19 protein-coding genes and 1 riboswitch are annotated in these 20,898 nt (G+C 51.2%); of the genes, 10 read left to right on the top strand and 9 right to left on the bottom strand.

What is annotated here, in order from left to right; all coding sequences use genetic code 11:
- Positions 1-182 precede the first annotated feature (182 nt).
- A riboswitch (Fluoride riboswitch) is annotated at positions 183-251 on the top strand.
- Between the two features lie 50 nt (positions 252-301).
- The 5 genes from eno to ACKTSG_RS08080 all read left to right on the top strand — a co-directional run bounded on the left by eno (position 302) and on the right by ACKTSG_RS08080 (position 6,524).
- A complete protein-coding gene (gene eno / locus ACKTSG_RS08100) occupies positions 302-1,588 on the top strand; it encodes a phosphopyruvate hydratase (RefSeq protein ID WP_024305592.1) in 1,287 nt (428 codons plus the stop codon).
- A 74-nt stretch (positions 1,589-1,662) separates the two neighbouring features.
- Entirely contained in the window at positions 1,663-3,936 is a 2,274-nt protein-coding gene (locus ACKTSG_RS08095) for an HAD-IC family P-type ATPase (protein WP_407893691.1), read from the top strand.
- Between the two features lie 191 nt (positions 3,937-4,127).
- Positions 4,128-4,532 carry a sigma-70 family RNA polymerase sigma factor gene (locus ACKTSG_RS08090; protein WP_024305590.1) on the top strand — a complete coding sequence of 135 codons (405 nt, stop codon included), beginning with the start codon at positions 4,128-4,130 and terminating at the stop codon, positions 4,530-4,532.
- 674 nt (positions 4,533-5,206) lie between these two features.
- The gene (locus ACKTSG_RS08085) at positions 5,207-5,863 is read left to right on the top strand and encodes a VTT domain-containing protein (protein ID WP_407893689.1); all 657 of its coding nucleotides are present in this window, start codon (positions 5,207-5,209) and stop codon (positions 5,861-5,863) included.
- Positions 5,853-6,524 (top strand): phosphatase PAP2 family protein, encoded by a 672-nt coding sequence (locus ACKTSG_RS08080; protein ID WP_407893687.1) that lies wholly within the window; start codon positions 5,853-5,855, stop codon positions 6,522-6,524. The genes ACKTSG_RS08085 and ACKTSG_RS08080 overlap by 11 nt, the downstream gene beginning before the upstream one ends.
- A gap of 58 nt (positions 6,525-6,582) precedes the next feature.
- Here the strand turns inward: ACKTSG_RS08080 and ACKTSG_RS08075 are convergent, their stop codons facing one another.
- Both ACKTSG_RS08075 and ACKTSG_RS08070 read right to left on the bottom strand, forming a co-directional pair.
- On the bottom strand, positions 6,583-7,659 hold the full coding sequence (locus tag ACKTSG_RS08075) for a hypothetical protein (RefSeq protein ID WP_407893685.1): 1,077 nt from the start codon (positions 7,657-7,659) through the stop codon (positions 6,583-6,585).
- 114 nt (positions 7,660-7,773) lie between these two features.
- Positions 7,774-8,784 (bottom strand): NAD(P)H-dependent flavin oxidoreductase, encoded by a 1,011-nt coding sequence (locus ACKTSG_RS08070; RefSeq protein WP_407893683.1) that lies wholly within the window; start codon positions 8,782-8,784, stop codon positions 7,774-7,776.
- Positions 8,785-8,913: 129 nt separating this feature from the next.
- Here ACKTSG_RS08070 and ACKTSG_RS08065 point away from each other — a divergent pair, with 129 nt between their 5' ends.
- Positions 8,914-9,501 carry a hypothetical protein gene (locus ACKTSG_RS08065; protein WP_407893681.1) on the top strand — a complete coding sequence of 196 codons (588 nt, stop codon included), beginning with the start codon at positions 8,914-8,916 and terminating at the stop codon, positions 9,499-9,501.
- A gap of 87 nt (positions 9,502-9,588) precedes the next feature.
- Here the strand turns inward: ACKTSG_RS08065 and ACKTSG_RS08060 are convergent, their stop codons facing one another.
- Entirely contained in the window at positions 9,589-9,996 is a 408-nt protein-coding gene (locus ACKTSG_RS08060; RefSeq protein WP_407893679.1) for a MarR family winged helix-turn-helix transcriptional regulator, read from the bottom strand.
- A gap of 131 nt (positions 9,997-10,127) precedes the next feature.
- Between ACKTSG_RS08060 and ACKTSG_RS08055 the strand changes: the two genes are divergently transcribed.
- Positions 10,128-10,685, top strand: a complete 558-nt coding sequence (locus ACKTSG_RS08055; protein ID WP_407893677.1) for a LysE family transporter — start codon at positions 10,128-10,130, stop codon at positions 10,683-10,685.
- Positions 10,686-10,730: 45 nt separating this feature from the next.
- Here ACKTSG_RS08055 and ACKTSG_RS08050 read toward each other — a convergent pair whose 3' ends face one another.
- The 3 genes from ACKTSG_RS08050 to ACKTSG_RS08040 all read right to left on the bottom strand — a co-directional run bounded on the left by ACKTSG_RS08050 (position 10,731) and on the right by ACKTSG_RS08040 (position 12,748).
- Positions 10,731-11,615: a CorA family divalent cation transporter gene (locus ACKTSG_RS08050; protein ID WP_407893675.1), complete on the bottom strand. Its 885-nt coding sequence runs from the start codon at positions 11,613-11,615 to the stop codon at positions 10,731-10,733.
- Positions 11,616-11,967: 352 nt separating this feature from the next.
- On the bottom strand, positions 11,968-12,303 hold the full coding sequence (locus tag ACKTSG_RS08045; protein ID WP_407893673.1) for a DUF1648 domain-containing protein: 336 nt from the start codon (positions 12,301-12,303) through the stop codon (positions 11,968-11,970).
- A 70-nt stretch (positions 12,304-12,373) separates the two neighbouring features.
- Positions 12,374-12,748 carry a winged helix-turn-helix transcriptional regulator gene (locus ACKTSG_RS08040; RefSeq protein ID WP_407893671.1) on the bottom strand — a complete coding sequence of 125 codons (375 nt, stop codon included), beginning with the start codon at positions 12,746-12,748 and terminating at the stop codon, positions 12,374-12,376.
- Positions 12,749-12,861: 113 nt separating this feature from the next.
- On the opposite strand from ACKTSG_RS08040, the gene ACKTSG_RS08035 reads away from it, so the two are divergent.
- A complete protein-coding gene (locus ACKTSG_RS08035; RefSeq protein ID WP_407893669.1) occupies positions 12,862-14,040 on the top strand; it encodes an MFS transporter in 1,179 nt (392 codons plus the stop codon).
- A gap of 63 nt (positions 14,041-14,103) precedes the next feature.
- Here ACKTSG_RS08035 and ACKTSG_RS08030 read toward each other — a convergent pair whose 3' ends face one another.
- Positions 14,104-16,035 (bottom strand): GTP-binding protein, encoded by a 1,932-nt coding sequence (locus ACKTSG_RS08030; RefSeq protein ID WP_407893667.1) that lies wholly within the window; start codon positions 16,033-16,035, stop codon positions 14,104-14,106.
- A 217-nt stretch (positions 16,036-16,252) separates the two neighbouring features.
- Here ACKTSG_RS08030 and ACKTSG_RS08025 point away from each other — a divergent pair, with 217 nt between their 5' ends.
- A complete protein-coding gene (locus tag ACKTSG_RS08025; protein WP_407893665.1) occupies positions 16,253-16,906 on the top strand; it encodes a lysophospholipid acyltransferase family protein in 654 nt (217 codons plus the stop codon).
- 18 nt (positions 16,907-16,924) lie between these two features.
- A complete protein-coding gene (locus ACKTSG_RS08020; RefSeq protein WP_407893663.1) occupies positions 16,925-18,301 on the top strand; it encodes an APC family permease in 1,377 nt (458 codons plus the stop codon).
- 55 nt (positions 18,302-18,356) lie between these two features.
- Here the strand turns inward: ACKTSG_RS08020 and ACKTSG_RS08015 are convergent, their stop codons facing one another.
- Positions 18,357-19,628: a hypothetical protein gene (locus tag ACKTSG_RS08015; RefSeq protein ID WP_407893661.1), complete on the bottom strand. Its 1,272-nt coding sequence runs from the start codon at positions 19,626-19,628 to the stop codon at positions 18,357-18,359.
- A 135-nt stretch (positions 19,629-19,763) separates the two neighbouring features.
- The gene (gene folP, locus ACKTSG_RS08010) at positions 19,764-20,882 is read right to left on the bottom strand and encodes a dihydropteroate synthase (RefSeq protein ID WP_407893659.1); all 1,119 of its coding nucleotides are present in this window, start codon (positions 20,880-20,882) and stop codon (positions 19,764-19,766) included.
- Positions 20,883-20,898: the final 16 nt, after the last annotated feature.

The raw sequence follows: 20,898 nt of genomic DNA, 5'->3' as shown, positions 1-20,898 counted from the left end.
AGTCATCTCCACTCAAGGTGTAGCAAGCTCAGGGTTGGCCAAATTGGCAGCGTCACTTAATCAGGTCGGATAGAACCTATCATTTGGAACTCAATTTACTGGAACCGAGAAAAACTTGACACATACAATTTGTCGGTCTGGCTTGCGCAAAATTTCGTAAGGGAGTATGCTTTGGGTGTTAAAAGTTAATCGGCGATGACGTTCGCCACTAAAACTAATTGGTAAATCAATTTGATGACGTCTACTGCACAGATTTTGCGTGCAGTAGACGCCATCTTTTTTTACCGGAAGGAGCACAATTATGTCAGTAGTGATTGAATCTGTGAAGTCGCGCGAGATCTTCGATTCCCGCGGCAACCCAACTGTTGAGGCCGATGTTATTCTGTCGGACGGTACGCTCGGCCGCGCGGAGGTACCATCTGGTGCATCGACCGGCGAAAAAGAAGCCGTCGAGTTGCGCGACGGCGGCGACCGGCTCCAAGGCAAAGGCGTCTCAAAGGCCGTGGCCAACGTCAATACCGAGATCAACAAGGCTTTGCACGGTGCCGACCCCTTCAACCAAGCCCACATCGACCAGCTGATGATCGACTTAGACGGCACACCTAACAAGGCACGCCTAGGGGCTAATGCGATCTTAGGGGTGTCAATGGCCACTGCCCGTGCAGCAGCCAACGCCTTGCACACACCGCTGTATCGCTACCTCGGCGGCACCGACTTGGAGCTTCCACAAACGTTCCACAACGTGATCAACGGTGGTGAGCACGCCGACAACGGCATCGATATTCAGGAATTCATGATCACCCCAGTCGATCGTTCCAGCTTCCGTGATGGCTTCGAGAAAATCGCCAACACCTACCACACCTTGAAGAAGGTGATCGAAGAAGCCGGCTACACCACGGGCCTCGGCGATGAAGGGGGCTTTGCGCCTGACCTCAAGAACTCCGAAGACGCCTTGCAGATGCTGCATGACGCCATCATCAAGGCAGGCTACACGCCTGGCAAGGAAATCGCCATCGCCTTTGACGCGGCGGCATCGTACTTCTACAACCGCGACACCAAGAACTATGACTTTGAAGGCAAAACCTACACGCCTGCCGAATTAGGCGAATACTACATTCACCTGCTGGACAAGTTTCCAGAGATCATCTCCATCGAAGATCCTTATGGGGAAGAAGACTGGGGCCACTTCGCTGACTTCACCAAGAAGTACGGCGACCGCGTGCAACTAGTCGCAGACGATCCGGTCTGCACTAACCCAGCCTTGATCAAAGACGCCATCAAACAAGGCATGGCCAACAGTATCTTGATCAAACTTAACCAGATCGGCACGGTCACCGAAACACTGGAAGCAATCCGCTTAGCGCGCAAGAACGGCTACACTACCATGATGTCACACCGTTCTGGTGAAACCGGCGACACCTTTGTCGCTGACTTTACCGTCGCCACGAACGCTGCGCAACTCAAGTCCGGCGCCCCGGCCCGTTCCGAGCGTGTGGAGAAATACAACCAACTGTTGCGGATCGAAGAAGAACTCGGCGCTGACGGCACGCGCTTAGCCCACTTCCCTGATTCAGTCGACTTCGACTGATCAGCATTGACCAAACGGCCGAGCACGAATATGTGCGCGGCCGTTTGTTATCTTGCAGAAAGCTGGTGTCTACTATGACCGAAAAAAACGATCTAAACGGCCTCGCCCAAGACGAAGCTGACCGGCGACTGGCCCGTGATGGCTTCAACGAAGTGGCCGAACCCCCCTTCAACTTTGCCACGGCCATTATCACTCGCCTGTGGGAGCCTAGCGCGTGGATACTCGAAGCGGCGCTGATCATTGAAATCGTGTTAGGCAAGGGCATCCAAGCCGGGTTCATCGTGCTAATGTTGCTCTTTGCCGCGGTCAATGGCGCGATTCAATCTCGCCGCGCCAACACGGTCTTACGCAGCCTATCACATGACTTATCGCCGACCACCGCGGTCAGCCGCGATGGCAAGTGGAAACAGGTGTCAGCCAAGCACTTAGTCGTTGATGACCTCATCAGCCTACGCCAAGGGGACATTATCCCCGCCGACGTGCGTCTGCTGACGGACACGCTGGAAGTCAACGAAAGCAGTATCACAGGCGAAGCCAAGGCTGTCAACCGCACCCCTGGTGATACCGCCTATGCCGGCACCGAAGTCCTCTCCGGCAATGCCTTAGCGATCGTCACCGCCACCGGTGCTAATAGCCGCAGCGGCAAAACAATCAGCCTGATCAACCAAAGCTCGGCGCCGGGCCATTTGCAGAAGCTCTTGGGCAAAATCATCGGCTATCTAGCAGCACTCGATGCGGTGTTGGCCGTGCTGTTGATCATCGTGGCCATTGTCCGCCATGAAGACTTGGTCGCCATGCTACCGTTTCTGGCAATGCTGTTCATCGCAACGATCCCAATCGCCATGCCATCGAGTTTTGCCGTTGCTAACTCGGTCGAAGCCAAGGTCTTGAGTACCAAGCACGTCTTAGTTTCCGACCTCACCGGGATTCAGGAAGCTGCCAATATGAATGTGCTACTCGTGGATAAAACCGGCACGATCACTGCCAACAAACCCGCTGTGGTGGCCTTCTACAACTGGTCAACGCTCCCAGACGCCGACGTGACCCAACTGGCGATCAGTGCAGCAGATACGCGCAATGCCAGCGTGATCGACGCGGCGCTATTCAACTATGCCCAATCACACAACATTAAGGCCTGGCCTCAGCATGAATTCACGCCGTTCACCTCCGGTATCGGCTACTCCCAAGCCACTGTGGTCACCGATAGTGCCACCGTCAACGTGAAACTCGGCGCACTGAAGAAGTTGACGGCGCTGGCCACCAATCACCCAGACCTAACGGCGGTCAACTTCGCCGAAGGCCGTACGGCAGCCGTGGTCGTTGATTCACAGCTAGTCGGTCTATTCGTACTCCAAGACCAACCTCGGGCAGATTCCGCAACTGCCATCAAGGCTCTGCAGGCACGCGGCGTCAAAGTAATCATGCTGACTGGCGATAACCAAAAAACTGCCGCCGCGATTGCCCAAGCAGTTGGGCTAAACGGTGAGGTGCGCTCGTACACCGAGGTTAATGTCGGGACCAAAATTGCAGACCTCGCAGGCATCGCCGACGTGACCCCAGAAGACAAATTGGCGATGGCCAAGCGTCTACAAGGTGAAGGCTATGTGGTCGGTATGACCGGCGACGGGGTCAACGACGCCCCCGCCTTGAAACAAGCCGACGTTGGTATCGCCGTTGACAGTGCCGTTGACCTCGCCAAGCGCTCGGCGCGCATGGTATTGCTAGGAGACGGCCTGACCCCGATCATTGAGATACTAGATGCCGGCCACCGCGTCTATCAACGCATGATGACCTGGACGATCACCAAGCTTTCACGCACCGCGGAGCTAACACTCCTGCTGACATTAGGTTATCTGATTCTCCACTTCATTCCGCTGACCTTAAACGCGATGATCCTGGTCGCGATCCTGAATGATTGTGTGACCCTTGTGCTCGGCACTGACCGCACGACGATCACCCACCAGCCAGAAAGCTGGAACCTGGCCAAACTTAGCAAGATTGCTGGCATCTTGGCCATAGGCTGGTCAGCGGTCGGCTACGGTTGGCTGACTTGGTTGCAACGGCTTGGTCTAACGACTGGACAAGTCAGCACCGGCCTTTACGTCTATCTGATTTTTAGCGCGATGTTGACGATCCTGATGACCCGCACCCAAAAGCCGTTTTGGACTAGCAGACCCAGTCGTGCCGTGGCAGTAGCGATCGGTGGTAACTGTATGTTGACGCTGGTACTGGCACTGACTGGCTGGGGGATCGCTGCAATCAGCCCGGCCTTGATCGGCTTAGCAATCGTGATCACTTTATTAACGGGCATTGTGCTGACAGCGATTCGATTTGCGGCACACATCTAGCGAACTCTCACCAGATTCACACCGCTCCTGAACCCATTGGCCAATGTATATTGGCTGATGGGTTTTTGCCTTCCTACGATATTAGTTACCTAATTTAAATTTAACGTTTTGGTTTCACCGCCATGTTCAACCTCGGCCTGTGACCTGCGTAAGTGTAACTAATTATCTGTCAATCTAAGGAGGCTGTATTCATGAGCCGCGAACGTGAGGTCTCTCGAATGTTCATCAGATACATGCAACAAGTCCTTCGTAACGAACGAATTAACCTCTATCGTAAACACTTTAAAGACCTCAAAGAAACGCCACTTGAGGAACGGTTGTTGGAAGAAATCGCCGATCCTGGACATTCCGAAGACTTTCTTTTAACTGATGACGAGGTTGAACATCTCGAAACCTTCATCGAAAATGAGCATCTTGCAGCGGCCATTGCGACCCTTTCAACTGCTGATAAGACGGTGTTGTATCAGTATTACTATTCTGAACTTAACGCTGTGGAAATCGGAAACCGCACCGGCAAAACTAGCCAGGGGGTGAACAAGAGGCGACGACAAGCACTAGCACGAATCAAGAAGGTATACAGAAATATCTATAGATAGCTCGCACAACTTGCGCAACGACGGAGAAACAAAGAACCCAACAAATTCAGTATTGCCAGCGAATTATGGGCATGTGAGTATTCAAAGTCCAAGTAAATACCCGGGTACTGTTCAACGAAATATGTGGGCAAAAACGTGGGCAAAAACTGATTTTATTTGCCAAGCATTGCTTAGAATCAGCCTCTACCGATGCCCTGCCGAATCATCCCACGAGTTATCAATAAAATTTGCGAGCAATTAAAAAGCCCGAATTGACGGGCTTTTTTGCTAATTTTCATTCAGCTTTATCAGAGATCCCATACCCACCATGAGTAGCATTGCCAATCAGCCTTGGTTCAACCAGTTGATTGCCATGTTTGTTTCTCCTTATGTTGTTGCTCATGAAAAGGCGGCCTCCCCAAGTGAGAAGCCGCGACTGGAAATTGCTAAATCAATTATAACTTAGAATGTGACCTGACGCCAATCACCGAAATGCCAGCAAAGGTGATGATCAAAAAATTTTTTTCAGCCGGTCCGATCATCCCCAGCTGAATTTTGCTCAGAATGCCAACCAGCAAACAGGCACTCGCCGGCGCTTTTCTGAAAAATCTTGAGATTTGACTTAGTTTTCATGAGTAGGCTACTTGCTAGATTGCGGGTATGCTGATGACATTATCCTTAAAGGAGGAGCTTTTATGTCTGTGCTTTTGCTCACCACTTTGATCCCAAATCTTGATCAGCTGTTGCCGCAACTCATCAGCCAGTTCGGCAATTTGATCGACTTGGGCTTGTTCGCTTTGATCTTTGTTGAAACTGGCATGGTGATCTTGCCTTTTTTACCAGGAGATTCACTGCTGTTTTTATGCGGATCGCTGGCGGCGTTAAACCCAAACCACTTAAACATTTGGTTGTTGTTGATGCTTTTAGCTGTGGCGGCGGTTTTAGGCGACGCGCTGAATTTCGAGATCGGCAAACATTTTGGCGCCTATCTGACGCGCAGCCAGAAGCTGAGCCACTTGATCAAGCCAAAATACCTCACCCGCTCTCAACGCTTTTTTGCCAAATACGGCAAAGCGGCGATTTTCTTAGGGCGCTTCATGCCGATCATTCGCACCTTTGTCCCGTTCACTGCGGGCATCAGCCGCATGCGCTATCGAGATTTTGTGCCGTATAACGTGCTTGGCGGCTGCACTTGGGTGGCTGTGGCATTAGGCGCTGGGTATTTCTTTGGCAACATTGCCTTAGTGAAAGCCCATTTTTCTTTGATCATGATCGCCATCGTCGCCATTTCATTGATCCCAGCGGCGATCTTAGCGCTGAAAAATCGTGGCGGGGTGCTTGATGAAGACTAAATATCAACAAACCCTTGGCTTGATCTTACTGCTCCTATTTACCGGCTTGGCCTTTGGCGTCCATACGCACGCTTTTTGGGTGAAAAACGCGGATCTGGCTTTTGCCAAGCTGGCCACGCAAACCATCACGCCGCACAACACCTTGATCTTCAAAGCCATTGCCACGTTAGGCAGTCCCGCGATCGTACTAGGGGCCACGGCCTTATTGTGCTTATGGCTGTGGTATCGCCGTGACTTGGCGTTGGCCATTTGGGTCGAGGCGATCCAATTATTCGGCTCAGCGATCGCAGAAGTTTGCAAACAGCTGGTCGCCCGCGCGCGGCCGATCCATCAGCTCGTCGCTGATTCCGGGTATAGTTTCCCCAGCGGGCATACCTTTTGCACTGCAATATTGGTATTTACCTTATTGATGTTGGGGTTGCCGCGACTGCACGATCAAGAAGTCAAATTAGTCGCCGTGGTGCTTGGGCTGATTTGGGTCCTATTAGTGGCGATCGCTCGGGTGTATTTGCGCGATCACTTCGCCAGCGATGTGGTCGGCAGTATGTTATTGGCCAGCGGCTTTTGGTTGGTGGTCACCCCTTATGCGCAAGTGGTGCAAACCCGTTTACGCCACATGTTGCCAGCAAAACTTGCCACTTTTGGCTCAACGCAAAACTGATCTCCAGATGACAAAGCGGCAAGACTCATGTGTTCAATGAGCCTTGCCGCTTAGTTTGTTAGTGCAATAATTGGCCCAAGTCGAGCTTCACCACACGATCGGCATGAAATTCCAAGTCGGCTTTGCGATATTTGGCTGAAGCCGACTCAAACAACACATACAGATCCTCGCCGTCCGCGACGATTTGTTCCATGTAAGGCGGCATGGCGACGTCCTTGATGGTGTCGTCGCCATCAAAATCTAGCCAGGTGCGTTGGCCATCGTTGTCAAATGCCAACAAATGTGATGGGTTGGCGCCATATGATTGCGAAAATAACAGCTCACCATGATAAAATGTCGCCCCTTGCAGGCGCTTGGAAGTGCTGTAATGCCCAGGATGATTATCCCCGCGCAACACCACGTTATGCCCACCGCTGCTCGTTGGCATGCCGTGTTTGCTCATGGGTAGCGCCAAGAAATTGCCTTGGGCGTTGCGGTCAAAAAAGCCTAGATACAACGCATTGTTGTGATACGTGATAAATGACGCCCGCTTGACATTGGGCATGGCCTGCACATGATCGAACTTGGTCGCTTGATGGTGCTTGGCAAAGTTGGCCTGGCGCCACGTGCTTTCATCATATGCTGAAAGCGACGCGGCTTTTTGAGCAGTTTCAGTGGTGACCCACAAGCGCTTGCTAATGGGATCATAAGCCAGCCCACCAGCATGACTGCGGCCTGGAAACACCAATTCTTTGACCATGCGCCCAGTATGTTTATTCAAGAAATACATCACCGAGTGGTACCGCTTATCGCGACTGTATGCTGAGATCACCACATATTCAGGCGTGATCGCCAAGCCTTGCGGATCCATGGTGGTGCTAATGCCAACTTGGCCACCTGAGTGCGTCAATGTTTTGGTTTTCAACAAGCCTGGAATGACATAAGTATCTGGTTTGGCATCATGATCGATGGCTGGTTTCAGTTGCGGATATTGCGTCGTGAGCTGGTGATAAAATTGCTTTTGCGTCGTCATCGCCGCTTTGGTATTGGTGCCATCAACTGGCACATGCATGCGGCGGTATCCAAGCCAAACACCGCCGATGATCACCAGTACCCCGATCGTCGCGGTGATCGCCCAAATTCCTTTTTTGTGCATCGTGATCCTCCTTTGATCCCACCCAATAGGATAACACGAATTGAACCGTGATTTTTGCCAGGCACAAAAAACGACACTGACGATCGGTTTCGTCAATGTCGTTCATCTAAGTGGTTATTGTGGGTCATCCAATTGATCTTGCATCAGGTCTTGGATCACCGTTTGCACGGGTTCAATGGCATGGATCATCGAAATGCCAGTACCGACTGACACATAGCCGTGGTCAAAGTCGCCTTCAAGCATGCCCAAGCGCATGCCACTGGTACCACCCATCAACTTGGCATTGATTTGCTTGGCCTCAGGCGCAGGCAGCGTTTGATCATTTTTGATCAACTGATCGACTAACTTGGTGGGTAATGAGCGATAATAATCAGGTAGCGTGCGGAACAAGACCAGATCTTCTGCCGTAGAATCCACGATCAGTTGCTTGACGTTTTGCGCTGCTGGGTTTTCGACGGTTGGGATCAACCGTGAACCCACATACACCCCTTGGGCCCCTAAGGCAAAAGCAGCATTAACGGTGCGCCGATCCGCGATCCCACCAGCTAACAGCACCGGAATTTTCACTGCGTCGGCGATCATCGGCATTATGGCAAATGAGCCGATCTCGCCGCCTGGCATGGTGCCACCTTCGTCAAAGCCAGTGGCGACATAAATATCTGCACCTTGGGCTTCAACGGCTTGCGCGTCTTTGATGGAGGGCTGAAGTGAGCGGACGACGGTTTTGATGCCGTGAGCTTTTAAGGTCTTCATGGTGGCGGGATCGACGCCATAAGTGTCACTGGATACCCCGCCTAGTGAGTTCAATAACACCGCTGGTACATGTTCGGCGATCACCACATCTAAGATCTTTTTCGTGAAGATCGAGGTGTCACCACCTGCCACAATCAACGTGACGGCAAAAGGCCTATCAGTCAGCTCCTGGGTTTGCTTGATCTGCCGTCGCATACGCTCAGCAGTTTCTTCCGCGCTGGTGGTGACGGTGTGTTGGCCGGCGTTTGGTCCCAGAATGCCTAACCCGCCAGCATTGCTGACGGCGGCGACGAACTTAGCATCCGTCAGCCAAGACATGGCGCCTTGAATGAAGGGGTATTTGATCTTTAAAATTGATGCGACTCGATTCATGATGAAACCTCGCTTTCCATTATCTGGCTTCACTATACAAAGCGCCACCACTGACTTCAATTGGCAAAACAAGGTGTTTTGTGCGTTAAGTGTCACTTAACGGGTATAATGTCCGATAAGGTGAAAAAAATGAATAAAAACGATTTGCGTTATCGCAAAACTGAAGCCAATCTGAAACACGCGTACTTGTTACTGTTAGACCAAAGCGACTGTCGATCGATCACGGTGCGCAAGCTTTGTACCTTGGCGCAATGTGCCCGCAACACCTTTTATCAGCATTATCCAGACCTTCAGGCGCTAGAACATGCAATCGTCGGCTCGGTGCTGGATGACGTTTCTGGTGCCTTTCGTCCAGTGGGAAGCCCGATCGCGCCGATTTCAGTCCATACCCAACAACAATACGTGGCCAACATCATCACTGGGGTCACCGCGCAGCAAGCCACGTTGCGCGTATTGTTGGCCAAAGATGACGGCAGCTTTCAAAAGCAATTGGCCGATGTGATTGCGACCAAGATCTTAAATCAAACCAAAAGTTTCTCCACTTTGGCCGATACGGCGATCAATCATTTAAATACCGCCTATTTGGCCTCGGCGATCGCAGGCTTTATTGCCAGTTGGTTGACGCAACCTGATGTCGATGCCTCATTGGCGCAAGCTACCTTGTTGACTATTCATCAAGCCACGATGCAAACCAGCGCGAGATACTTAGCCGGCTAACTACCCGGTCAGCGACCCAGCATGAAAATCGGCCTCACCACGCGATCAAGTTAAACGTGGTGAGGCCAATTTTGAGTCCGCAAGTGCCTAGGACTCGGTTTTAAGCTTTTTGATCAAGCGCGTCAATTGTTCGCGTTCAACAGGCGTTAAGCCGCTGAGCAAATGCGCCGATCGCGCCTGTTCAAACGCATGCAACCGCGGGTAAAGTGCGGTGGCTTTAGCCGTTGGATATACCCGGCGCAAACGTTTGTCCTTGGCGTCTGGGCGCAATTCAAACCAGCCGGCAGTCACCATTTTTTGCAGCGTGCGAAAAGCGGTGGTGCGATCGATTTGCACGGAATCTGCCAGCTCCCCCATAAACATCCCCGGCTGCTCACAAGCGCGGATCACATAGATGAAGGCATTATTGTCTAAGCCGATGCTGCGAAATTCTGCATTGCTTTTGGTTTGGATCAAGCGCGTGATCGCGCCGATCTCACGGATCACATCAAACATAAGCTCACCTCACTTTGATTATACCGGCAAAAGCAGGCGATTAACAGCAAAAGTCATTGCATTTGCAATCAATTACGACTACAATCGGCCTATTAACTCATTGCATAGGCAATGAATGTTGGAGGTTGCTCATGCTCGTATTTTTAACTTTTGTTTTCATTATGTCATTCACCCCAGGTCCAAACACGATCATGGCCATGGTTTCAGGACAAACCCGCGGCTTGCCTCGTAGCATTCGCTTGAATCTGGGCATGGCCTGTGGCATGGCGATCATCGGCATCGTCGCGGCGATTTTTGCCGACTGGTTGCAACATACCCCAACGTTTATCACCGTGATGAAAGTCATCGGTGCCGCCTACTTGTTGTATCTGGCTTATCATGTCGCCGTCAGCCACCCAAGCGATGATGGCGCGGACTCTGACAGTTTCACCACCGGCTTGTTGTTGCAATTCACCAATATCAAATGCTATTTATATTTTATTACCGGCTTAGGCGCCTTCACCTTACCTGGCATTATGGGGGCCATTCCGGTGCGACTATTGGTGATGGTCGCCATTGGGTCATTGGGGACGTTTGCTTGGACTGGCGGCGGCCAGCTGATCAATCGCTTTTATCACCAACACTATCGCTTGATCAACGGCATCGTCGCGGCATTGTTGGTGTTTTCTGCAGTTGACTTGTGGCGGTAGCGAGTGCCGACAAAAAAGTCGACTGTTTTCAGCCGACTTTTAAAGTTACAAATAACGCTTTTTGCGTAGCCACCATGCCACTGACACACTCAAAACCAAACTCAAAGCCAGTGTCACCCAAAAACCGTAAATCGGCTTTTGCCAAGGCAGCCAGGTGTTTTGGCCAAAAATCCCGCTGATGATCGGGGGAATGGCGACAATGATCGCCACGCTAGACAAGAATTTCATGATCAAGTTCAAGTTATTGCCGATCACTGAAGAAATTGCGGTGTTATATTGATCTAAGATCTCTTCTGTTTCTTCAGCCACCCCAAGCACTTGCGAAACCGCCACTGTCAATTCACTGATGGCGATCGGCAGTTGGGCTTGCCAGTTGGAGTCGGCTAACTGCTGGCAAAGGTTTTGATAGGCGCCTAACGCACCAGTGAGATGCACCAGCGCTTTTTCTAAGGCCATCACTTCGTATAACAAGCGATTGTGCGATGCCTCAGCCACGCGCCCTTCCATGTCTTGCACTCGGACGCTGAGATCATCTAAGACATGATCATATTGCGCCACTGCCCAAGTGAGCACTGCCATCGCGGCTTGTTGGGCATCAGCGGCGCTGACTAAGGTCGCATGCAAGCGGCGATCGGCAGCTTTTGCCAAATTCACCGAAACCAGCCAGTTGTTGCCGATCACCAATGAGATCGGGACGGTGTGATACGTCGCCACACCCGTTTCGCTGTCAAAAGCTTCTGGCAAACGCAACACCAATAGCGTCATGTCTGCTTCACTGGTATCTAAGCGTGGTTGTTCATGTTTGTCTTGCGTCGCGGCGATCATCCGTTGCGGTAGTTGATAGCGTTGCGCTAAATTCTCCAATTCAAGCGTCGTCGGTTGGTTCAAATCGTGCCAGACGTAGCCCGTAAGTTTTTGCGTCTGTTCCATGGTCTTCACCTCTCCTTATCTTTATTATAACAAAACGCCGCTGACCTTTGCACGCACCAGCCGCTGCCTTTTACCCCGAGATCTTCGATATGGTATGATAGCCATGAAAGAAGGCGACGCGCTTGGTCAAGAAGAATAAACATCAATCTAATGCTGCTCGGAAAAAACAAACGCAACGGCAAAATGACGCCATCACGCGCGCGACCCTTCAACAAGTGTTAGCGCATGACCATTTTGTCAAATCAACTCGCCACAAATAATGGCGAATACGCCAAACAGCGGCCATCGAAGAAATTTCGATGGCCGCTGTTTGGTGTATTGAAGACAATGGCTGATTGTCAAGCCATGTGTCTTACCAGCCGATTTGTTTCAACTGCAAGAACCCCAGAACCAAAAACGCGACCCCTAGCAACAACACATTACGCCATTCGCCAACTAACACCACAGGAATATGGGTTAAACCAGCCTGATTGCGCTGATGCCAAGCGATGCGATCACATAACCCTGCCATCGCCGCTAAGATCACTGGCGCCAGCCACAACCCCCAACGACTGGCCCAACTATCCGCTGCGCCACTGGCGTTAAAATGCATCACGATCACTTGCGGGCTGATCAGCATCAAGGCAATGGTGAGGCCCACACTTAATAACACCATTCCCCAGATCCACGCTCGGTACTTTTTCATCATCTTCACCTGTTTTTGGCTTGATTATAGCACGCAGGTAGGACGGTGATGAGCTGTAAACGAAGGACAAGCGCTATTTTTCAGGAATGCCAAGCACTTCATCACGATGGATCAATTTGATGTCTTCACCACAAGCTTGGCGCTCAGCGATATTTTGTTCGCCCCAAGTACACATCGCCAGTAAGATTCCATTTAAACTTTGACCACGTTTGGTCAAACAATAATCGACGCGAGGTGGCACTTGTTGATAAATATGCCGGGCGACGATGCCATCAGCTTCCAGCTCACGCAGTTGTTGGGTGAGCATCTTTTGGGTGATCTGCGGGATCGCGCGACGTAATTCACTGCTACGCATGGTTTGATTTTTCAGATGACACAAAATGATCGCCTTCCATTTGCCTCCGATCACTTGCATCGTGGCTTCAACGCCAATATTATAAATTTCCATCTGTCCTCCATAGGTACTTTTTGGTGCTTAATGCACTAAATAGTGCGTACTGGTTTTTTCCAACTGCTCAAGTATACTATTTTTTCGTAAGCAAATCGACTGGAGGACTTTCCATGGAAACCACAACTTTTTCGAACCGCACCGCCACCTGGACGCTGATTGCTTTGGCCATTTCGGCTTTCGCCATCGGGATCACGGAATTTATCGCGGTGGGTGTGATGCCAATGCTCGTGACGGCTTTTGGCATCAAATTAAGCACTGCAGGCTTAACAGTTTCGGTGTATGCCGCGGGGATCATGATCGGCGCGCCTTTGTTGACGGCGATCACTGCTGGCATTCCGCGCAAAAAATTATTATTCAACGTGATGAGCTTGTTCATTATTGGTAATGTGGTGACGGCCACCGCACCAAGTTTTACTTTAATGTTAGCTGGACGCGTGATCGCCGCATTCGCTCATGGCGTATTTATGGCCACAGCCACGGTGATCGCCGCATCTGTCGTCGCCAAAAATCGTCGCGCGAGTGCCATTGCCACCATGTTTACCGGATTGACGGTCGCGACGGTAACCGGTGTCCCTTTAGGTACAATGATCGCGCAAATTGCCAGCTGGCGCGTCGCTTTTCTTGTCATTGCTGGGTTCGGATTGTTGGCGTTGTTGGCCAATTGGGCATTGGTGCCAAAAGCCTTGCCTCAACCAATCAGTCCAGCACCTGGCGCCTTTAAGCGGCTATTGACCGACCGGCATGTTGTTGCCGGGTTGGTGATCACTGCATTAGGCTACGGCGCCAGCTTCCCAGTTTATACCTATATTTCGGGGATACTTGCCCAGTTAGGCTTTGATGCCAATCATCGCGTTTTGTTGTTGCTGGGCTATGGCATCGCCGTGGCGATTGGCAACACCTTAGGCGGCAAGTGGGCTAATCATCGGCCGCTGCCAGCCTTAGCGTGGATGTTTGGCGCTGATCTGTTGATCATGTTGTTGATGCCTTGGGGGTTGCACCATCTGATCAGTGCGTTGATCTTACTTGGTTTGATGGGCTTGTTTGCCTTCATGAATGTCCCTGGCTTGCAGCTGTTTACCATGCAAGCGGCAGAAGCCAGTCACCCAGAAGATGCGGCGTTGGCGTCGGCGCTGAATATCGCTGCTTTTAATGTCGGGATCGTTTTGGCCAGCAGCCTTGGCGGCAAATTACTCGATAGATTTGATCTGGTCGCAACGCCATTTGGCGGCGCCTTTTTTGCCGGGGCGGCGTTGGTGATCACGGTGATCTTAGCGCGTGAAAATCGTTAAAAAAATCCGCCTGCAGACATTCTGTAGGTGGATTTTTCGTGATCATTCATTAAGGCGTGCACCTCAATTGGATCGTACCAAAACGTCTGTGGCTAAATATGGCACATGCGCCATGTCCGGCACGTCATCCCAAGCCACTGGGTAGCCGGCACCATGGGCACAAAATACGGAATCTGGCGTATTTTCAAGATCCGCCGTTGGCACATAGGCGCGCGCTTTGATCACCGCATCAGCGTCATGCGCAGGCCGATAACCGTCAGGCACCAAACTCAATTGGCCTGAGCCATGGGCGTAACTGCGTAATTGGGTGGCATAATCTTGCATTTCGCTAACTGGGGCGCTGCCAGTCAAGCGGGTGAACGCCCCAGTTTGTTCAGGTTGGCCAAATTCGCCTTGCATGCGCTGAATGTCGGTCATCGCTCGGCCAATGCTTTCAGTCGGCACGACCAATTCGAAGCGATACCAAGGCTCCAGCAACACATCCTTAGCCTTTCGTAACATCATCAACCCTTGGCGCAACGCCCGCCACGCCGCTTGACGAAAATCACCGCCAACTGAATGCTTCACGCTGGCGCGCCCGGAGATCAAGGTCACATGCACATCGGTCAACGGCGCGCCGATGAGCACGCCAAGTTGGGTTTTGGCTTGCAACGCCGTTAAGATCTGGTGTTGGAAATTTTGGGTCAACACATCAGGCGAGCAAGCACTATCAAACACCAACCCACTGCCGCTTTTGCCTGGCGCGATGCGCAAATGCACTTCAGCATAATGGCGCAACGGTTCAAAATGCCCCACGCCTTCAACGACTTGAGCCACTGTTTCACGGTACAACACGCCGCCAGCCACGAACTTGACCGTCAAGCCAAAGCGGTCATGCAACAAGGCGGTCAAAATTTCCACTTGGATCGGCCCCATCACTTGCAACCGAATTTCTTGAAGGGTCTTGGACCAAGTCACTTGCAGTTGCGGATCTTCGTCGCCTAATTCTTCCATAGCTTGCAAACACGCATGCAGATCTTCATCAAGCGGATCCAAAGCATAACTTAACACCGGCTGTAAAATCGGCTTTGGCGCGTCAGCCAAGGCGCCTAAGCCCATGCCGGCATGCGTTTGTTGAAGATTGGGGATGGCGCACACCTCACTGGCATGGATCTTTTCAGCAACGGTGTACTTGGTGCCGTTATAGACGCGCAACTGGTTGATCTGTTCGTCGCCAAGCATTTGCTTGGGCGCCAAGCTACCTCCTAACACCCGCAACCACGACAAGCGCACGCCTTGATCATGCGTGATCTTAAACACGCGCGCGGCAAATTTTGGCAACACTGGCGATTCTTTGGTGTAAGTGGCTAATCCGTCAAGCAAAGCTGAAACCCCATCAAGTTTCAACGCCGCGCCAAAATATACCGGAAACAGTTGACGCTTGGCGATCAATTGTTGGATCGTTGCCGTGGTCAACTCGCCGGATTCCAAATACTGTTGCAACACGTCATCATCTAACACAGCGATGGCTTCTTTGGCGTCATCATCTAAGTGCGCAAGTGGCAAACACCCAGCATCCAGATCCGCTTGCAAACTCGCTAAGGTTTGCTTGGCATCGGCGCCGATGGCATCCATTTTGTTGACAAAAATAAATGTCGGCACGCCGTAGCGCTGCAATAAATTCCACAAAGTGCGCGTGTGTCCAGAAAGCGGTGCATTGCCTGCCACCACCAAAATGGCATAGTCCAATGCATCCAACACTTGCTCCACTTGCGCGGCAAAATCCAAATGCCCTGGGGTGTCCAGCAACGTCGCTGGCTTGTCGCCTAAGTTAAATTGCGCCGCATGGGAAAATATCGTGATCCCGCGGGCTTGTTCTAAGGCATCTGGATCCAAAAACGTATCTTGATTGTCCACGCGGCCTAATGTGCGCAACTGCCCGCTTTGATATAGTAGCGCTTCTGATAACGTGGTTTTGCCGGCATCCACATGCGCGACGATCCCAAAGGTTTTCATGCTCGTTCCTCGAATTTCATTTAGCTTCTATTAATATAGTAGCCTTTCGTCGCACCAATGCCAACTGCCTTGACTGGCTTTGCTAAAGTCGCTAGGGACTAGTAGGTTAAACCTACTAGTCCTTGGCGGAGCTCTGGCGCTTGATGAGTTGATTCGCGCCATAAATTGCTTCATGGTATAATGTTTTCGGCTATCTGCCTTGGAAGGGAGCACGCAAATGTTCTATTCATTTATTCGCGAAGTCGCGCGATTCATTTTATTGGTGATCAACGGCAACGCGCATTACGAAAACAAAGACGTTTTACCTGACGGCCCTTATGTGTTGGTCGGCCCGCATCGCACTTGGTGGGACCCGATCTATTTTGCCGTGGCGGCATCACCGCGCAAATTCGGCTTTATGGCCAAACAAGAATTGTTCCATAACCCGATTTTGCGTTGGATCTTAGTGCACGCCAATGCTTTTGGCGTCGATCGCGCACATCCTGGACCTTCTGTGATCAAAACCCCAGTCAAAATGCTAAAAAAACAAGACTTAGGCGTGATCATTTTCCCAAGCGGGACGCGGTATTCGACTGAACTTAAAGGCGGGGCGATGTTGATCGCCAAACTCGCCAAAGTGCCGATCGTGCCGGCGGTGTATCAAGGCCCAGTGAAATTCTCTGGGTTATTGAAACGCCAACGCGTCACCGTGCGCTTTGGCGAAGCGATCAATGTGCCTGCTGGTAAGCTCACAGATGAAGTGACCACTAAGATCGGCGATCAAATGCAAGCGGCTTTTGATCAATTGGACCGCGAAATTGATCCCAACTTTAAATATGTGCCAGATAAAAGCAAATACCTCGCTGAAAAAGCCTCAGGTAAGCTGAAATAAAAAGGAGTCTTTTTTCTCATGAGTTTTTGGCAGCGCCTGGTGGCAAAACCAGATCTTGAACAAACCTTAAACGCCGACCACCAATTGGCGCGCACCTTGACCACGCGCGACTTGATCGCTTTAGGCATCGGTGCCGTGATCGGCACTGGGATCTTTATTTTACCTGGCACTGTGGCTGCCACCACTGCTGGCCCGGCGATCACCTTAGCCTTTATCCTAGCCGCCGTGGTGTGTTCGCTGGCGGCGATGTGTTACGCCGAATTTGCTTCGGCTTTACCAGTCGCCGGTTCCGCTTATGCTTATGGTAATATCGTGTTTGGCCAAATTTTTGGCTGGATCATTGGCTGGGCGTTGATCTTGGAATATATGTTAGCGGTGGCGGCAGTATCAACTAGCTTTGCCGCTTATTTTCAAAGTTTCATCGGCGGGTTTGGGTTACACATCCCCAAAGCCATTACTGGTGCGTTTGATCCGGCGCATGGTACTTATGTCAATTTGATCGCAGTGATCGTCGTATTGGCCATTGCGCTGATGTTATCACGCGGCATGCAAACCTCGATGGCCGTTAATCGCGCGATGGTGTTGGTCAAACTTGGGATCATCATTTTATTCATTTTAGTCGGCGCGTTTTATATCAAGCCAGCCAACTGGCACCCTTACTTGCCATTCGGCACTAAAGGCATATTAGCTGGCGCATCTACGGTGTTTTTTGCTTATTTAGGCTTTGACGCGGTATCTGCCTCTGCCCCGGAAGTGAAAAAGCCGCAAAAAACTTTGCCGCGTGGGATCATTGGCACGTTGATCGTCGCAACGATCCTTTATGTGTTAGTGGCGATCGTATTGACTGGGATCGTCAAATACACGCGTTTGGATGTGGCCGATCCCGTATCATTTGCGCTGAATGTGATCCATCAACCGAAACTTTCCGGCATCATTGCGTTAGGCGCATTAGCTGGGATGTTCACTATGATGGTGACGATGATCTATTCCTCCAGCCGCTTGGTTTATGCCATCGGGCGTGACCGTTTGTTGCCACGCTGGTTTGGCAAAGTCACGCATCAGCTACCGTTAAACGCCTTATGGACCGTGACGGTGATCATCGCGATCATGGGTGGTTTGGTGCCTTTGACGCAATTGGTCAACTTGGTCAATATCGGCACGCTGATCGCCTTTGCCTTTGTTTCGATCGGGATCATTCCTTTGCGCAAACATGAGCGCATCGAAAACGCCGGCTTTAAAGTACCAGGTTATCCAGTGGTGCCGATCATCAGCTTTTTATTTTGCTTGTTGTTGATGAGCCAACTCAGCGCAGAAACTTGGATCATGAGCTTGATCTGGTTTGCTTTTGGCATGGTGGTTTACTTCGCTTACGGCTTCCACCACGCTAGGCCTTAAATCAATTAAACGCCTTGAAACCTCACATATCTGTCAGGTTTCAAGGCGTTTTTGTTTATGGCGCAGGCGTCAGCTTGGCGACGACGTCTAATAACGCGTGAGCTTGCGCTGGTGCCCAATGCGCTTGCATTTGTAACAACACCATTCGCACAAATTCGCAAAAATCGGCTTTGGTGTGGGCGTGAAGCGGCTGCATGATCGTCAACAACACGTCTTCTAGCGCCTGGGGTTGCCAATGCGGCAAAGTTTGTAAGTGGTTGGCATACATTAAATCGCCTAACAGCGCCGCTGCGGCAATGGCGGTCGGCACATTGATGCGCCCAGGCAGTTGCTCTGGCGGCAGGTTTTGCACCACCGGCAACAAGATCTTGCGCGCGCGACCCGCATTATTGGCATGCCAAAGCACTTGCGCTAACGCTGGCAAATGGTCTTGGTCTTCAACTGAGCCTAACGCCAAGCGCCAGCGTTTGGCCGTGCCCGTGACGACGATGCCGCGACGTTCGGCGACTTCGCGCAGCGTCAATAAGTGCAGTGGCTGAATCATCCGATCGCGATGCGCGATCCAGCGGCGCTTTTGCGGCGAGAACCATTTGTCATCACGCACAGCCGCCACGACATAAGGCCGTACTTTAAGGATCACGGCTTTAAGTTCTTGGGCTTGGGCGATCGGCAGCTGGTCAAATAAGTCACTGAGATAATTCAACAACGCTGGGTATTCTTCAGCAAAAAAGTGCGCCTCAAAGATCATGTCGCCTAATAACACATGTTGCAGAACGTCTGGGCTGAAGCGTTGCACCACTTGCCGACCTTCCAGATACATATTGACCACCAATGCCTCATCGACGCGGTGGCTAAACACAGCATCAAAGCCAGTGATCGTCAACGCTTGGCGCAACTGGGCAAAAGCGTCGCGACTCATTTGCAAACGCGCTTGGTGCCAAGGGCTCAACTGATCGAATTTAAGTTTTGGGATCAGCAAGCCTAAATGCGGCAAGCGCAATTGCTGATCTTGAGCGACGGCTTTCAACCCCGCTTCAAGGTCCACGCGGGTCGGCAATAGCCATCTCAGATAGGCACTATCGATCATATATGTTGTATTTTTTTGACCATTTAGCGGTAATTGGATCACCAACGCCGCCAAGATCAACTCGATATCCGTCCAAGCAGTCGGCGGCTGATCAGTGGCAGACGCCACCACCAACACAAATGCCGACAAGGTCATATCGATCACTGGCACTGAATAGAGGGTGTTCAGTGCTGAATATTCGGGCTCCTCACGGAAAATTGCTAGGTTCTGCATCACTGCAGTATTTAAGTCGCGTCTCATCAACTCGCCTCATTTCCACTCAGATACCTTATTATAACCACAGGGTGTCAAATCACCTAATTTCACGTGGCAAAAACGTCAAAACACAAAAAAAATTCCGAAAAGAATAACTTTTCGGAATTTTTGTTGGCACAATCAGGCTTTTGGCAACCAATAAGCGGACTCGATCACTTGCAACATTTTGCGTAGTTGCACGGTTTCCGGAATATCATGGACCCGCAAAATATTGCCACCGCGTAAAAACATAGCCGATTCTGCGATCAACGTCACGGCCAAGCGGTCATCTTTGGCCAAATTGAATAACTGGGCGCCAAAACCTTTGCGCGAGATCGCCACCATCAGCGGCCGCTTGAATTGATTCAACAGCGCGATATTGCGCATCATGGTGTAGTCTTGTTGGCCATCCGCCACTTTGGCATAGCCGATCCCTTGATCCAGCGCGATGCGCTCACGGTCGATACCAGCTGCTTGTAACGCCGTTAAGTTCTCGGTGAAAAACGCCAGCATTTCAGCTGTGAGGTCGCTATATTCGATATCGCGATTACTATGCATCGTCAACAAGCCGGTGTTGGTATGCGCTAATAACGCCAGCTTCTGTGGGTCATCAACAAACGCGTTGACGTCGTTGATGATGTCCACGCCAGCGGCAACTGCTTGTTGCATCACCGGATATTTATACGTATCGATGGCCAGTGGGACTTGCGGGAAATTCGCCGTTAAAAAGTCGATCACCGGCCCCACACGCTGCCACTCCACTGCCGCATCGATCGGCGTAAAACCAGGGCGAGTGGTTTGCCCACCGACTTCGATCACATCGACGCCTTCGGTCACCATTTTGGTGACTTGTTGGCGCATATCGTCAAAAGCCACAAAGCGCCCGCCATCATAAAACGAATCTGGGGAGACATTCAAAATGCCATAGATCAACGGCTTGGTGGTCACATCAAAACGAAAACGCCCTGCTTGCCAATAGACCCGATGGGCATCATGGATCGCATTTAAGTCGTCGACGGCTTGATGGTCGCCTAATCGTTCAAACGCTTGTGTCATCGGTGTCAACGCCGTGATCGGCACTAACGCTTGGTGGTTGGTCGCCACCACATCGAAATGCCTCAAAAGCGTTTGTAGCGCCGGTTGTGTCTCTGGTGTCGCCTCAAACGTCAACCCGACCATGCGCTGACGCTGCGCCGTCGCGTAAAGATTTCGTTGCGCTAAACTGCCGCCGTTGGTGATCTCAAATTCAGAAATTTTCATGAAAGCCTCCTGGATA

This window comes from Lacticaseibacillus salsurae (genome assembly GCF_045862175.1).
Taxonomy (GTDB): Bacteria; Bacillota; Bacilli; order Lactobacillales; family Lactobacillaceae; genus Lacticaseibacillus; species Lacticaseibacillus salsurae.
Note: the sequence above shows the minus strand (reverse complement) of the source record. Positions and strands in the feature narration are given on the sequence as shown.

What these genes read in the sequence shown, in the direction of transcription:
- ACKTSG_RS08040 (WP_407893671.1), bottom strand. Translation starts at nt 12,748, where the DNA reads ATGGAAATTTATAATATTGGCGTTGAAGCCACGATGCAAGTGATCGGA.
- ACKTSG_RS08065 (WP_407893681.1), top strand. Translation starts at nt 8,914, where the DNA reads ATGAATAAAAACGATTTGCGTTATCGCAAAACTGAAGCCAATCTGAAA.
- ACKTSG_RS08020 (WP_407893663.1), top strand. Translation starts at nt 16,925, where the DNA reads ATGAGTTTTTGGCAGCGCCTGGTGGCAAAACCAGATCTTGAACAAACC.
- ACKTSG_RS08085 (WP_407893689.1), top strand. Translation starts at nt 5,207, where the DNA reads ATGTCTGTGCTTTTGCTCACCACTTTGATCCCAAATCTTGATCAGCTG.
- ACKTSG_RS08035 (WP_407893669.1), top strand. Translation starts at nt 12,862, where the DNA reads ATGGAAACCACAACTTTTTCGAACCGCACCGCCACCTGGACGCTGATT.
- ACKTSG_RS08045 (WP_407893673.1), bottom strand. Translation starts at nt 12,303, where the DNA reads ATGATGAAAAAGTACCGAGCGTGGATCTGGGGAATGGTGTTATTAAGT.
- ACKTSG_RS08075 (WP_407893685.1), bottom strand. Translation starts at nt 7,659, where the DNA reads ATGCACAAAAAAGGAATTTGGGCGATCACCGCGACGATCGGGGTACTG.
- folP (WP_407893659.1), bottom strand. Translation starts at nt 20,882, where the DNA reads ATGAAAATTTCTGAATTTGAGATCACCAACGGCGGCAGTTTAGCGCAA.
- ACKTSG_RS08095 (WP_407893691.1), top strand. Translation starts at nt 1,663, where the DNA reads ATGACCGAAAAAAACGATCTAAACGGCCTCGCCCAAGACGAAGCTGAC.
- ACKTSG_RS08070 (WP_407893683.1), bottom strand. Translation starts at nt 8,784, where the DNA reads ATGAATCGAGTCGCATCAATTTTAAAGATCAAATACCCCTTCATTCAA.
- ACKTSG_RS08025 (WP_407893665.1), top strand. Translation starts at nt 16,253, where the DNA reads ATGTTCTATTCATTTATTCGCGAAGTCGCGCGATTCATTTTATTGGTG.
- ACKTSG_RS08090 (WP_024305590.1), top strand. Translation starts at nt 4,128, where the DNA reads ATGAGCCGCGAACGTGAGGTCTCTCGAATGTTCATCAGATACATGCAA.
- ACKTSG_RS08050 (WP_407893675.1), bottom strand. Translation starts at nt 11,615, where the DNA reads ATGGAACAGACGCAAAAACTTACGGGCTACGTCTGGCACGATTTGAAC.
- ACKTSG_RS08055 (WP_407893677.1), top strand. Translation starts at nt 10,128, where the DNA reads ATGCTCGTATTTTTAACTTTTGTTTTCATTATGTCATTCACCCCAGGT.
- eno (WP_024305592.1), top strand. Translation starts at nt 302, where the DNA reads ATGTCAGTAGTGATTGAATCTGTGAAGTCGCGCGAGATCTTCGATTCC.
- ACKTSG_RS08080 (WP_407893687.1), top strand. Translation starts at nt 5,853, where the DNA reads ATGAAGACTAAATATCAACAAACCCTTGGCTTGATCTTACTGCTCCTA.
- ACKTSG_RS08060 (WP_407893679.1), bottom strand. Translation starts at nt 9,996, where the DNA reads ATGTTTGATGTGATCCGTGAGATCGGCGCGATCACGCGCTTGATCCAA.
- ACKTSG_RS08030 (WP_407893667.1), bottom strand. Translation starts at nt 16,035, where the DNA reads ATGAAAACCTTTGGGATCGTCGCGCATGTGGATGCCGGCAAAACCACG.
- ACKTSG_RS08015 (WP_407893661.1), bottom strand. Translation starts at nt 19,628, where the DNA reads ATGAGACGCGACTTAAATACTGCAGTGATGCAGAACCTAGCAATTTTC.